Origin of the sequence: Streptococcus pantholopis (assembly GCF_001642085.1) — a bacterium.
Lineage (GTDB): Bacteria > Bacillota > Bacilli > Lactobacillales > Streptococcaceae > Streptococcus > Streptococcus pantholopis.
This window is the reverse complement of the sequence record NZ_CP014699.1, coordinates 799267-813879: the sequence shown is the minus strand read 5'-3', so window position 1 is coordinate 813879 and position 14613 is coordinate 799267. Positions and strand designations below refer to the sequence as shown.

Genomic DNA, 14613 nt, shown 5'->3' with positions numbered 1-14613 from the left:
AGCTGAACAGGACTTTAAAAACAGGTCTAAAACCTTATCGCTAATGATGATGGTTTTAGACCTGTTTTTTTTAATGTCTGGGCTTGAGTCCTAGTTCAGCTTTTTTCTGAGTCAAAAGCTGCCCATGCAGGAGGTAATCAACTGATTTAAGTTCCGGAACCGTTCGGCAGTTCAAAGCGCACATGATTAAACGTAAGTCTTCTTTCCAGCTGTTAATGATAGCAATAACCTGAGATGATGAATACTGTTCGGCTAACTCTAATACTGTCCGAGACAGACCAACTGCTCTTGCTCCTAAAACTAAGGCCTTAATCATATCCAAAGGGTGTCTGACACCTCCTGAAGCAAGAATCTCAACCTTATCAGTCAATGATTGGATATTAAGAAGTGTTTGAACAGTTGTCTGACCCCATTCATTGAGGTAAGAACGGTTCTTAGTGCTGCGCTGATTTTCGATATAAGCAAAGCTGGTGCCGCCTCGACCTGAAATATCAAATGTGTTAATACCCAAAGCCCGAGCAGTTTCAATGGTTTGCTTGTCCATACCGAACCCCACTTCTTTAAGCACAATTGGAACAGGGGATTTAGCTGCATAATCAGCTAAAGTTGTCCGCCAAGAGCGAAACTGTCGTTCGCCTTCCGGCATTAATAGCTCCTGCATAGCATTAAGATGAAGCTGCAAGAATAGAGGCTGGAGTTCTGTTATTGTTTGTAAGCCTGCTGAATAAGGCTTATCGATACCAATATTGCCAGCAAGCAGGAGATTGGGAAAGTCGTTAAGGCTAGGATAGGAACTGACATCTTTACCCTTAAGTGCGGCACTGTAAGACCCTGTTACCATAAGAATACCCGTTGCTTGAGCAATGTAAGCTAATTTGCGGTTAACCGATCGGCCTTTCTCACTTCCTCCGGTCATGGCATTGATATAAAAAGGAAATTCAAAGTCCTGACCCGCAAAATGAGTTGATAAATCAATATCCTGTAAATCATATTCAGGCAAAGAATGGTGAATCAGTTCCATATCATCGAAACTATTATAGGGCGCCTGATAGTTTAAGGCAAATTGTATATGGTCATCTTTTCGATTCGTCATTTGTCCTCACATGTTCTAAAAGAAGTAATTCAATACCGGCAGCCTGCCAGCGTTCAGACAAGATTTTTGTTGCTTCAGGGCTGAAGGACAGCGCTAAACCGCAGTCCCCTCCTCCTGAGCCTGATGATTTAGCAGCCGCATCCAGTCCGTGTGCAGCTTGCTTTAAAAGCAAAAGCTTATCACTGTAAATAGCTGGGTGCAAATCCTGAAGAAGGCGGCTTACTGCTGTCAGAGCCTCTTTAACCTTGGTTTTATCCCCCTTTAAAAATGCCCTTTTTAATTCCTGCACCTGCTCTTGGGTGCGGGTCAGAAAATAAGGATTAATAGCTCCCTGCACTAGCCGAATCATCTCGCTTGAAAGCGCAGCTTCCTTGGTCCATCCCACTAAAAAATCAACATTCAGAGCAGACTTAATGGGTTCAATACAGTAGCCCCAGTCCTTTTGCAGAACAGACTGGAGTGATTCATTCTTTATCCAGCTTTTTACTTGCTGCCGGTCAAAAGAAGTAAAATAAACCAAATCATCATAAGCAATACAGGCCACATCTCCCATTGAGCCATTATCGCCCTTCTTAAGCAAAGTATAGGCAGCCAATTTAAAAACAGTATCTGCTGATAAGTCAAGATGGTAAAAAGCAGCTAAGGCTTTTATTGTTAAAATAACAACACTGCCGCTGGATCCGATGCCGAATTTAACCCCCTGACGTTCCATTTTACCGCTGATTGCCAACGAAAAAGCAGGCAGATCTGCTGCTCTTTTTTGGAGGAAATCTGCAAAATGGAGAATTGTCTGCTGAATGATGGCATAATGCCTGTCCGGCTCCAATCCCGCCTGATAATCAAACATATCAGATTGGATAACAATCTCAGGAGCGACTTTAACAGAAGCTGTCATATAAATGGGGATATTTTTGATAATAGCAGACTGTCCTGGCACAAGGACAGCATATTCACCGGCAAGATAGAGTTTGCCGCCAGCCTGAACCTGCATTGTTTTTTCCACTTCAAAGCTCCTTTGTCCGTGAAACAATAATCTGATAGTTATCGGCAAAGCGTTCAGACAGTCTAGCAAGGTCTTTTTCCAAACACAGCACCTTAACATTGGGACCGGCATCCATAGTGAAATAGCAGCTTTCTCCCTGCTGACGCAGCTTTTTAACAAAATCCATAGCCTGATAAGAAGCATCCGTCAGATAGGAAAAAGGAGGCTGCGCAGCAGCTGTTGTTGCGTGCATGGCGAGAGCGTTGCGCTCTGTTAACTCACCTACTTTGACGAAATCATTATTTTTTAAATACTGCAGCATATCTGCATAGTCCTTTTCAGACTGATGCACCCACTGATCAAATTGTGTTGATGTTTGAGCAGTCAGCTTCATTCCTTCTCTGCTGGAAATTGGCTTAGGAGAGGCATTTAAAACCAGCATAATCATAGCCATCTGCAAATCTGTCTGAACACGGTAAATATCGCCGCTGTCCTTATCCCATGCCGCAACCGGACCAAAGAAAGAACGGGCAGAGGAACCTGACGCAAACTTAGCTTTTTGAGCCAGCTCCTGCTGATTCAAACCGGCTGCAAAAAGAGCATTGCAGGCTTTAACAAGAGCTGATAAACCGCTGGAACTGGAGGACAGACCAGCAGCCGTCGGCATATTATTGCTGGTTTCAACTTTAACAAACTGTTTCTTGTTTTTGCGAAACTGGTCAATCACAGCAGAAATTTTAGCCTGTTCTTTGGCATCCTGCCGAATTCCGTCAATATAAAATTCATCATGCTCAGCTGTTTTAAGCAGAAAAGAGAGCCGTGTTTCGGTATACATGTTTTCCAGAGTTAAAGAGATGCTGCTGGTTGAAGGAATCATATTGGCTGCATCTTTTTTTCCCCAGTATTTAACAAGTGCAATATTGGCATATGATTTAACACTTACAGTTTTTCGATCCACGTGTGAAGCGCTCCTTTTTCTTTCAATTTTTGCTCAATGTGCTGCGCTTGGCCGGCATCCTCCGCTAATGCGATAATACAGCCTCCAAGTCCGCCGCCGCTTAATTTAGCTCCGAGTGCTCCAGCTTGTAGAGCTTCCTGTACTAAATAATCTGCCAAACGGATACTGACAGCAATCTTCTGTAAGCAGCTATGTGCTTCTGTCATATCCTGCCCTAGGCCCATAAGGTCCTTAGCGGCAATATGTTTTTCAGCAGCTGCTGTAAGTTCTCCTAAATGCGCCAAATAAGGAAGGTTAATTTCTTCAAACTGCGCTACTTTGACCACAGCCTCACGCGTATGTCCGTGAATACCAGTATCAGCAATAATCAGAAAGGCATTCAAATTCAGCTCAAGTTCAGTAAAACCAATATTTCTAATAAATTTAATAGCGGTATCGCTTAAACAGGTCTTCGCATCCAAGCCGCTGGGATTGTTGTGCGCAATAATCTCAGCTTGATTCACCAGAATTTCCAAACAATTATCCTCAAGCGGCTGGTCATAATAATCAAAAACAGCTCGAATAGCCGCAATAGAAACCGCCGCCGATGACCCCATACCGCGTTTCTGCGGTACTTGAGATTTAATATCATAACCGATTGTGTCTTCATTAATTTTACCAAGATAATCCAGTGCAGCATATATAGCGGTTGACAGCGGGTCATAAAAATCAAAAGCCAGCGGCTGTTCTGCCGATTTAATGCGGCATTCTACTTCAATATTTTTCAAAGGCAAAGCGATGGCAGGATAACCATATACAACAGCATGCTCCCCCATTAAAATAATTTTACTGTGCGCCCTGCCAATACCAATTCTTTTCTTCATCTTTAATCTCTTTAATCATTTTTTCCTTTTTTATTTTATCACCAAAACGAAAAAAAAGCGACTGGCAAAAAAATTTGTTCCTGAAACTGGTAAAAAAGCTAGTAAAATACACTTTAACCAAAAACAAAACTGAGCATGCTCCTTAAAAGCCGGGGAGGACATCAGCCAGCAGATGCGTTCAGCCCGAACTTGAAAATTGGAGAGTGAGGGGCTGGAAGACTGTATCGTTACCGAGTTACCGCCAGCCGTAAACGTCTGAAGGCTTTGTCGTCCTGCGGCCGCCCGCACTCTTCTGGCAGGGGTGCGCAGACGAAATCAGAGATTTCTAGCTTACCGCCATTTTCCTTTTACGTTTTTAACGGCCTCTGTATCTTGTTGGAACTGAACACGGCCTACACTTTTTTCAAAAAAGAAGCCTGAAAAAATTCCAGACTTCTTTGCTAAAGCCATCTCTAGCTAGGCATAAAAACAGTGGCTAACTGACTTTTTTTTTGCTGTTTCGATTTTTAAGAAACCTAGTCAGCACAGCAAAACAAATCATTATCTCACCTTTTGCATAAAATGCTTACGGCTTCTTACGAGGTTTAATCAGACTTGAAGCTGTAGTGAGCAGGAGGAGACCAACGACAGCTAAATAATTAGCATTATCTCCTGTTTTTGGAAGCTCATTTGATTGTTTTGAGATAGACTTACTTTGTTGGAGTGAAACAGCTGATTTTTCTGCATGAGGCTCTGAACCTTGTGGGGTCTGCACTGGCTCTTGAAGTGGTTCTGAGCTGTTGTCACTGTCTTCTGGTACCACTGGTAGTACTGTCGGACTATAAGCAGCCCGAACAGTCATGCCATTAGTATCTACCGCTTCCACAAGAATTGGATCCGGTGTCCCCACAAAGTCCGGATTCGGCACAAAGGTGACCTCTCCCGTACTTGGGTCAAGCGTATAAGTCCCAACCTGAACGCCGTCTTTCATAGCCGGAAGCGTTGTTGAAGCCGTCGCTTGTCCACTTACTGGGTCAACCAATTGGTATCCCACTATTGGCACACTTGGATCACCGGCTGTGAAGATTGGGGTACCGGTCTGGGTGGCACCTTGCAAGCCAGTTGAGGTGGCATTCTCACCGGTCGGTGTTACCGGAGTAACAGTTGGCGTGTAGGTGGCGCTGGCCTGAGTACCGTTGCTATCCTGGCGGACCACCGTTACTGATGGGGCTTCCCCTACAAAGCTCGGTTCCGGTACGAAGGTCACTGTCCCGTCTGGAGCCACTGTGTAAGTGCCAACACCATCAACAGTTCGGCTTGTTGTCCCATCATCAAAGGTGGCTGGAACTGTGTCATCAAGCGGCACACTTGGATCGCCGGCTGTGAAGATTGGGGTGCCCGTTTGGGTAGCTCCCTGCAGGCCAGTTGAGGTGGCATTCTCACCGGTCGGTGTTACCGGAGTAACAGTTGGCGTGTAGGCGGCGCTGGCCTGAGTACCGTTGCTATCCTGACGGACCACCGTTACTGATGGGGCTTCCCCTACAAAGCTCGGTTCCGGTACGAAGGTCACTGTCCCGTCTGGAGCCACTGTGTAAGTGCCAACACCATCAACAGTTCGGCTTGTTGTGCCATCATCAAAAACAGCTGGAACTGTGTCGTCAAGCGGCACACTTGGATCACCGGCTGTGAAGACAGGTGTGCCCGTTTGAGTAGCTCCCTGAAGTCCGGTTGAGGTGACATCTTCTCCGGTCGGTGTTACCGGAGTAACAGTTGGCGTGTAGGCGGCGCTGGCCTGAGTACCGTTGCTATCCTGACGGACCACCGTTACTGATGGGGCTTCCCCTACAAAGCTTGGTTCCGGTACGAAGGTCACTGTCCCGTCTGGAGCCACTGTGTAAGTGCCAACACCAGAAACCACTTTTTCTGTTGTCCCATCATCAAAGACAGCTGGAACTGTGTCATCAAGCGGCACACTTGGATCGCCGGCTGTGAAGACAGGTGTGCCGGTTTGGGTAGCTCCCTGCAGGCCAGTTGAGGTGGCATCTTCTCCGGTCGGTGTTACCGGAGTAACAGTTGGCGTGTAGGTGGCTGTTGCTGTGGTACCGTTAGCGTCTGATGCTTCCACAACAATCGGATCCGGTGTGCCCACAAAGTCCGGATTCGGCACAAAGGTGACCTCTCCCGTACTTGGGTCAAGCGTATAAGTCCCAACCTGAACGCCGTCTTTCATAGCCGGAAGCGTTGTTGAAGCCGTTGCCTGTCCACTTGCCGGATCAACCAATTGGTAACCCACTATTGGCACACTTGGATCACCGGCTGTGAAGACAGGTGTGCCCGTTTGGGTAGCTCCCTGCAGGCCAGTTGAGGTGGCATCTTCTCCGGTTGGGGTTACCGGAGTAACAGTTGGCGTGTAGGTGGCCGTTGCTGGTGTACCGTTGGCATCTGATGCTTCCACAACAATTGGATCCGGTGTGCCCACAAAGTCCGGATTCGGCACAAAGGTGACCTCTCCCGTACTTGGTTCAAGTGTATATGTCCCAACCTGAACACCATCTTTCATAGCTGGAAGCGTTGTTGAAGCCGTTGCCTGTCCACTTGCTGGATCAACCAATTGGTAACCCACTATTGGCACACTTGGATCGCCGGCTGTGAAGATTGGCGTGCCCGTTTGGGTGGCACCTTGCAAGCCAGTTGAGGCGACATCTTCTCCGGTCGGTGTTACCGGAGTAACAGTTGGCGTGTAGGTGGCGCTGGCCTGAGTACCGTTGCTATCTTGACGGACCACCGTTACTGATGGGGCTTCCCCTACAAAGCTCGGTTCCGGTACGAAGGTCACTGTCCCGTCTGGAGTCACTGTGTAAGTGCCAACACCAGAAACCACTTTTTCTGTTGTGCCATCATCAAAGGTGGCTGGAACTGTGTCATCAAGCGGCACACTTGGATCACCGGCTGTGAAGATTGGGGTACCGGTCTGGGTGGCACCTTGCAAGCCAGTTGAGGTGGCATTCTCACCGGTCGGTGTTACCGGAGTAACAGTTGGCGTGTAGGTGGCGCTGGCCTGAGTACCGTTGCTATCCTGGCGGACCACCGTTACTGATGGGGCTTCCCCTACAAAGCTCGGTTCCGGTACGAAGGTCACTGTCCCGTCTGGAGCCACTGTGTAAGTGCCAACACCATCAACAGTTCGGCTTGTTGTCCCATCATCAAAGGTGGCTGGAACTGTGTCGTCAAGCGGCACACTTGGATCACCGGCTGTGAAGACAGGTGTGCCAGTTTGGGTAGCTCCCTGCAGGCCAGTTGAGGTGGCATCTTCTCCGGTTGGGGTTACCGGAGTAACGGTTGGCGTGTAGGTGGCTGTTGCTGGTGTACCGTTGGCATCTGATGCTTCCACAACAATCGGATCCGGTGTGCCCACAAAGTCCGGATTCGGCACAAAGGTGACCTCTCCCGTACTTGGAGCAAGTGTATAAGTCCCAACCTGAACACCATCTTTCATAGCCGGAAGCGTTGTTGAAGCCGTTGCCTGTCCACTTGCTGGATCAACCAATTGGTAACCCACTATTGGCACAGTCGGATCACCAGCTGTGAAGACAGGTGTGCCAGTTTGGGTAGCTCCCTGCAGGCCAGTTGAGGTGACATTCTCACCGGTCGGTGTTACCGGAGTGACAGTTGGCGTGTAAGTGGCTGTTGCTGGTGTACCGTTGGCATCCTGACGGACCACCGTTACTGATGGGGCTTCCCCTACAAAGCTCGGTTCCGGTACGAAGGTCACTGTCCCGTCTGGAGCCACTGTGTAAGTGCCAACACCATCAACAGTTCGGCTTGTTGTCCCATCATCAAAAACAGCTGGAACTGTGTCGTCAAGCGGCACACTTGGATCACCGGCTGTGAAGACAGGTGTGCCCGTTTGAGTGGCACCCTGCAAGCCAGTTGAGGTGACATTCTCACCGGTCGGTGTTACCGGAGTAACAGTTGGCGTGTAGGTGGCCGTTGCTGTGGTACCGTTAGCGTCTGATGCTTCCACAACAATCGGATCCGGTGTGCCCACAAAGTCCGGATTCGGCACAAAGGTGACCTCTCCCGTACTTGGGTCAAGCGTATAAGTCCCAACCTGAACGCCGTCTTTCATAGCCGGAAGCGTTGTTGAAGCCGTTGCCTGTCCACTTGCCGGATCAACCAATTGGTAACCCACTATTGGCACACTTGGATCACCGGCTGTGAAGATTGGGGTACCGGTCTGGGTGGCACCTTGCAAGCCAGTTGAGGTGACATTCTCACCGGTCGGTGTTACTGGAGTAACAGTTGGCGTGTAGGTGGCGCTGGCCTGAGTACCGTTGCTATCCTGGCGGACCACCGTTACTGATGGGGCTTCCCCTACAAAGCTCGGTTCCGGTACGAAGGTCACTGTCCCGTCTGGAGCCACTGTGTAAGTGCCAACACCATCAACAGTTCGGCTTGTTGTGCCATCATCAAAAACAGCTGGAACTGTGTCGTCAAGCGGCACACTTGGATCACCGGCTGTGAAGACAGGTGTGCCCGTTTGAGTAGCTCCCTGAAGTCCGGTTGAGGTGACATCTTCTCCGGTCGGTGTTACCGGAGTAACGGTTGGCGTGTAGGTGGCCGTAACAGTTTTGCCATTTATGTCTCTTGCCAAAACTTGTGCTGGATCAGGGGTCCCAACAAAATCTTTATTTGGCACAAAGGTCACTGTTCCTGTTTCTGAATCAAAGGTATAGGTTCCAACAGCCACACCGTCTTTCATAGCAAAAATAGCTGTACTGTCAGTTGGCTGCCCGCTTGTTGGATCAATCAGTTGTTTGCTGACAAAAGCAATATCGTCGTCCCCTGTATCAAAGGTGAGTACCCCTGTTTGAGTCGCCCCCTGAATATCTGTCGAAACGGCATCAGTAGCTGTCGGTGTATTATCCGGATCACTAATCGGAATTTGGAAATCTTCAACCTCACCGTCACGTGCCAAACCAGTCGGATTGACAATATCATCTGCAACAGAAGCAATCCGCACACGAACATTTAAATTGGTAAGATCAGATGATATAACAGATGGGTCAACATCAAATGTCAATGTTGCCATACCGCTTGAAGTCACTGAAACACTGGCTTTTTCATTTTCATCGAAGGTGCCATTATTGTCAAAGTCTACCCAAGCAGATAGGTAGGCTGTATTTGCACCGTTTAAATTTGCTAGAACACTGAGTGCATAATTGTCAGATCCGCGTTTATACTGAGCGTAAGTCCCGCCGTTTGTCAGCTGAGCTTCTCCTTCATCATAACTAGCAGAGTCATAGTAAGACGCTGTTCCATCATCACCTGTCCAAGGCGTCGTAATCCTTGTGTGATTGTCAGGATCTCCAGCTACCAAACCAAGATAAGGCGAACCATTGCCTGTCCTTGAAGCCAGACCGGCAGCCTTAGTTAAATCTTTAGTTTCTCCTAATTTAAAATCAGTCTCAGCAGCTGTAGCTTGTAAAAGATGTCCTACTAGACCATAGGATTCACTGGCATCACCATAGTCAATCGGAACTACAAAGCCCAAAACAAACGACTGTTCACCGTTTAGAATAAAATAATGCGACAGCTCAGTGACGCCATACGTTGCTAAAATCGGCACAGCATGCGGCTCAAACTGAGCTGTGTCATAAAGATAGTACCCTGGATTATTAGGATCGGGCCTGAAACCGCCATCTGATCTGACAATACCCGTATTGATATTACTGATGATTTGTGTATTCTGCCCGCCATTAGGACTTGAATTATAAAGTGCTTCTGAGTGGGTGTAGCCGAAATCGCTCGGGTAAATCGTATTTAAGATTCTTTCAGCAAAATAATCATCTTCCGGGTTTGAAACATCCGGAGCAACAACCGTCTGATTTGGCGTATTGCCAGTCGGAAGACTTATACCGGTAGAAGAGACATCTATCAGTTTAAAGGCCTCGCCATTGGTCATAGTAATGGTGTTTTCTGGCCGGTCCAAAGACTCACCATCTGTAATAAAAGCTTGAACTGGAACGGTTTCACCATTAAAAGTTGCACTGAGACTGAAAGTAACCCCAGCGTTAGCCCGCCTTGATATGATACTTGTTTTAGCCGTGGACCCCAAGTCATAACCGCTGTTATTCAAAAGATTGCGGTATCTAGTGGAACCGTCTGTTCTTCCGTAAATAACAGGTGTCAGCGGAGCAGCTGTTTCTGTTTTATTTGTCGGGCTTGCTAAAGCTTTATTAACAGCATTAGGATCATAGTTGGTCGCAGCCGGATCAATACCGGCGGCAACAAGACGGTTGTAGTACTCCTGTGTTGAATTAAAAGGCTGAAGATTTGTTACCGTAATCGTAATTTCATATCCCGGAGCAGGTGATACCGTTAAAGTCGTACCAACCTGCAGATTGCCGTCTGCATCTAAATTCGTTGCACCAGACCAATCAGGGAAAAAGAGAACATCTCTCAGCTGGGCTGCAGAATCTTGATAAGCTGCAGCAACAGCTGCTGAACGGGTAGCATAAATCCCATTAATAGGAGCAAATTCTGATGCTGGAACAGCTGCAGCAACTTGCTGGAGATTGGCTGTCAACATAGCCGGACTGACTGCTGAAGTGTTTTGCAGGTCTGAAAGACTAAACACTTCAGAATCAATATCAGTCGCAGAATCGTCTGCAGCCGCTTGGGTAAGATTATCACCAGCCACTGCACCAAGCTCTTCTGGAGCAGCTGAACTGGCTGTCTGCCCTGCATCAGCACTGTTTATTTCAGCAGCTGCAGAATCTGGGACAGCTTCACTAACTGTCTGACTGCTGTCTGCATCTGCTGCAGCAGTATTTTCTGGTATAGGTAAAGCGCTTTCTTCAGGCAGTGCAGAAAACTGCTCCTGACCGTCTGCCGACTCTTCCTGCAAGACACCATCTGAAACTACTGATGCTGCGGCATCTTGGCTTGTATCAGATACTTCATCTGCACTAACAGCCGTTTGCGGAGCAGCTAAAAATAAAAACATTCCTAAAAGGACACTGGCCGCACCAAAATGCGTTTTCCGAATTGAAAAACGCTGTTTCGTCCGGCTCAAGTTAAAAGACTGTGACTTTCCCAATTTCATCTTCTCCCCTTTACCATTAATTTAATCTAAAAAATTTGTTTAGACTAATCCCATAATATCCAGATTAGTAAAATACCTTTTAATTTTACACTAAGACAGACCATTTGTCTATAAACTTGTCTTAAAAATTTGTCTTAAATATTCAAAGCACTTACAAAGCCTGATTTCACACCATTTCCAAGCTGGCTATTTTTTATCGCCTTGCTTTATCACCGCAAAAAATGAGAAATTAATTTTATTTTTTTAAAATTTAATTATGATAAAACTATCTAACTGCTAACTACATTATTTTTAATAAAAACTGATTTTAGCAAACTAAAAACAGCTAATCCAAATGGATAAGCTGCCTGTTTAAATAACCGGATCATTGTTTAAATCAGGAATAATTCGTGTCAGAAACTGCTTCGTCCGCTCTTTTTTAGGATGAAGAAAGAATTGATCGGGGTGGCCTTCCTCAATAATCTGACCATCATCTAAAAAAAGAATATGATTGGCGACATCGCGTGCAAAAGACATTTCATGGGTCACAACAATCATTGTGATACCATCATTTGCCAGTTGCTTCATAACGGCTAAGACATCCCCAATCAATTCCGGATCAAGAGCTGAAGTTGGTTCATCAAATAAAATGACTTCGGGTTTTACAGCAATCGCCCGAGCTATGCCAATGCGCTGCTGCTGGCCTCCTGAAAGCTGGCTGGGATAATAATCCCGATAATCTAGCAATCCTACCTTATCCAAAGCTTCTTCAGCAGTCTTTTGCGCTTCACTTTTGGGAATGTGTCTGGCAATGACTAAACCTTCCAAAATATTTTCCACAGCCGTCTTATTAGCAAAAAGGTTATAATGCTGGAAAACAAATGCTGTCTTCTTCCTGATATTGAGAATTTCTTTACGGCTTAATTTAGCTAAATTGTACTCCTGTCCAGCTAAATTCAGCTGACCGCTGTCAGCTTTTTCCAAGTGATTTAAGCATCTTAAAAAAGTTGTTTTCCCTGATCCGCTGGGGCCGAGAACTACAACAACATCGCCTTGATCAACTGTCAAACTGATTTCATCAAGCACTTTTTTCTGCCCAAAACTTTTGGACAATTTTTTTACTTCTAACATCAATTCCTCCCTAAACAGCGCGGAACCGTTTTTCAAATACTCGAAAGAGATACTGTATCAAACCGCAAATAATAAGATAGATAATAAAAATAACAAAATAGGATTCAAAATATTGGTAACCGTAAGCTGCTTCTACTCTGGCAATAGCTGTGATATCTCTGACTGTCATGACAAAAACCAGAGAAGTGCCCTTGACCAGATTGATAACCAAATTGCTGAGGTTAGGCAGTGCAAGCGGCAAGGCCTGCGGAAAAATAATCCTGAGATAAGCTTGCTTGTCAGTCAGCCCAATAGCCTGTGCCGCTTCCAGCTGTCCTCTGTCAACTGCAAGAATGCTTGAACGAATAATTTCCGAAAGCGATCCTGTAGCCATAATACTAAAGATAATAAACGCATAGTAAATCGGATTGAGTTCAAAAATATTTATCCCAACTGAGTGCAGCACCGTATTTAAAAGGCTGGGAAAAAGGCTGTAAAAGAAAAGAATCAGCAAAATAGGCGGTGTCGCCCTGATAAAGGCCAAGTAGACCACTGAAAAAGCTGTGACACCTTTTAATTTGTGAATACGCCCTAAAGCAAGAAAAAGAGCCGGCAGAAAGCTTAACAGCAGAGATACTGCCATAATCCCTAAGGTAACAGGAATACCGGCCAAAGCTTTAATAAATGTTTCGTAAATATAACTAAAATCCATTCTCTACCCCTACCGTTTAGCTGTATCTAAGTACTGCTCCAAAAACTGACTGCCTATTGACAGCATCAGGGCTAAGCCCCAATAAATGAGGGCAGCTGCGGTGTATATTTCTAAAGAATAATTACCAAGACTCCGTCCCAACAAAAGATTGGCAGTCCCCATAACATCAGCCAGACCGATAGTGTAGGCCAGAGCAGTGTCTTTCAGTAAATTCAGAATAGCTGTTGTCATATTGGGCAGTGCCAGCCGGAAGGCCTGCGGCAGTATAATCCGTCTAAAAGCCTGAAAATCTGTCAAACCGATGCTCAGTCCTGCTTCCAGCTGCCCTTTAGGCACACCTGTATAAGCTGATTTAAAAACCTGAGAAATACTTGCTGCAAACAAAAGCGTCATGGCTAAAATGACAAAGACGCCTCTCGGCCAGCCATTAACATTGAGACCCAGCCACCAATTCAAAAATTCCGGCAGACCATAAAAAACCATAAACAGCAAAACAATGGGCGGGGTGCAACGCAGAATAAAGATATAGCCTCTGGCTATGGCAGACAGACTTTTATCGCCGGACAGTTCTGCCCAAGTCAAAACAAGCCCAAGCAAACTTCCTCCGCCGACTGTTAGCAGCATAATCCATAAAGTCAGAGGAAGCGCTGCTATAATTTGCGGAAGAAAATCTAAGACATATACAGGATTATAAGAAACCATACCAGCTCCCCCTAATCACTGACATAGGAAAAGACATCTTCACCAAAGTATTTCTGCGACAGTTTACTCAGTGTTCCATCATCTTGAAGTTCTTTCAGAGCCTGATCATAGGCTGTTGCAAAAGCTTCATTGGTCTTATTTTTGTGGAGTAAGGGATAAGTTTCAATGCCTTTGTAAGCAAACCAGCTCAAACGATCGGCATATTGGTGATAGGCCCCATCTTCAGAAGTAACAGCTTCTTCAAAAGAGAGTTTGATGTCAAAATAGGCATCATAGCGTCCTTCCAATACCCAGGCATAAGCGTCCGCTACTGTAAAGCTTTCAGCTTCTGTCAGACCTATTGGGTTCTTAGCTGTTTTATTGTAGTCCTGAATGACATTGTATTGGGCGTTTTGCGGAGAAATAGGAACTAATTTCCCCTTAGAATCCGCAAAGGAATCAATATCAGTGATGGTATTTTCGTCCTCTTTACGGATAGTAAAGCCAATAATGCTGGCACCGATTGGTTCTTCAGGAATAATAAATTTTTCAGCTCTCTCCTCAGTATACCAAGCACCCTTGGTTCCAATATCATATTTACCGGATTCAAGACCGATTAACAGGTCTTCATCACTTGTGGGTGTGTAGTCAAACTGATATTTATCCAGTTTTTCATCAACAGCTTTAAGAACTGCGACTTCAAAGCCATCACTTTCGCCATCATCATTAACAAAATCATAGGGAGCATAGCTTTGTGTATGAGCAACCTGAAGTGTTATTACTTCACCATCAGCCCCCTGACTTCCTCCTGACTGACCGGCTAACTGACGGCCGACAATCGTTATCAACAGTATAGCAACTACTACACCACCAAAAATAAACCATCTTTTCTTATTCATCTGCTACTCCTCTACACAAGATACAAAGGGCGTTTAAGCTCACAGCAAAAATAGGAGACTGACCGCCGAGTCACTAAAGACTCTAGGGAGGGCTATACTCACAGAGCAGCCACATTCGTATGTCAGCTTACGCTTCACTGCGTCTCTTTTTTGCAAAGAGCTTAGCCCGTGTTCAATTACACCAAGATACAAAGGCCGTCAAAAACGCAAAAGGAAAATAGGCGGTAAGCCAGAAATCTTTGATTTCGT

9 protein-coding genes are annotated in these 14613 nt (G+C 45.9%); all 9 read right to left on the bottom strand.

Annotated features, from left to right (window positions below):
* Positions 1 to 70 precede the first annotated feature (70 nt).
* A complete protein-coding gene (gene fni / locus A0O21_RS03785) occupies positions 71 to 1093 on the bottom strand; it encodes a type 2 isopentenyl-diphosphate Delta-isomerase (RefSeq protein ID WP_067061530.1) in 1023 nt (340 codons plus the stop codon).
* Positions 1074 to 2096 carry a phosphomevalonate kinase gene (locus tag A0O21_RS03780; protein ID WP_173644627.1) on the bottom strand — a complete coding sequence of 341 codons (1023 nt, stop codon included), beginning with the start codon at positions 2094 to 2096 and terminating at the stop codon, positions 1074 to 1076. The genes fni and A0O21_RS03780 overlap by 20 nt, the downstream gene beginning before the upstream one ends.
* A 1-nt stretch (position 2097) precedes the next feature.
* The gene (mvaD, locus tag A0O21_RS03775; RefSeq protein ID WP_067061527.1) at positions 2098 to 3033 is read right to left on the bottom strand and encodes a diphosphomevalonate decarboxylase; all 936 of its coding nucleotides are present in this window, start codon (positions 3031 to 3033) and stop codon (positions 2098 to 2100) included.
* On the bottom strand, positions 3015 to 3896 hold the full coding sequence (mvk, locus tag A0O21_RS03770) for a mevalonate kinase (protein ID WP_067061523.1): 882 nt from the start codon (positions 3894 to 3896) through the stop codon (positions 3015 to 3017). The genes mvaD and mvk overlap by 19 nt, the downstream gene beginning before the upstream one ends.
* A 565-nt stretch (positions 3897 to 4461) precedes the next feature.
* Positions 4462 to 10983, bottom strand: a complete 6522-nt coding sequence (locus tag A0O21_RS03765) for a GEVED domain-containing protein (protein WP_067061520.1) — start codon at positions 10981 to 10983, stop codon at positions 4462 to 4464.
* 351 nt (positions 10984 to 11334) lie between these two features.
* Positions 11335 to 12093 (bottom strand): amino acid ABC transporter ATP-binding protein, encoded by a 759-nt coding sequence (locus A0O21_RS03760; protein ID WP_067061516.1) that lies wholly within the window; start codon positions 12091 to 12093, stop codon positions 11335 to 11337.
* A 10-nt stretch (positions 12094 to 12103) separates the two neighbouring features.
* Positions 12104 to 12784, bottom strand: a complete 681-nt coding sequence (locus tag A0O21_RS03755) for an amino acid ABC transporter permease (protein WP_067061513.1) — start codon at positions 12782 to 12784, stop codon at positions 12104 to 12106.
* Between the two features lie 9 nt (positions 12785 to 12793).
* The gene (locus A0O21_RS03750) at positions 12794 to 13486 is read right to left on the bottom strand and encodes an amino acid ABC transporter permease (protein WP_067061510.1); all 693 of its coding nucleotides are present in this window, start codon (positions 13484 to 13486) and stop codon (positions 12794 to 12796) included.
* Between the two features lie 11 nt (positions 13487 to 13497).
* Complete coding sequence (locus A0O21_RS03745) at positions 13498 to 14364, bottom strand: transporter substrate-binding domain-containing protein (protein ID WP_067061505.1); 867 nt, start codon at positions 14362 to 14364, stop codon at positions 13498 to 13500.
* Between the last annotated feature and the right edge of the window lie 249 nt (positions 14365 to 14613).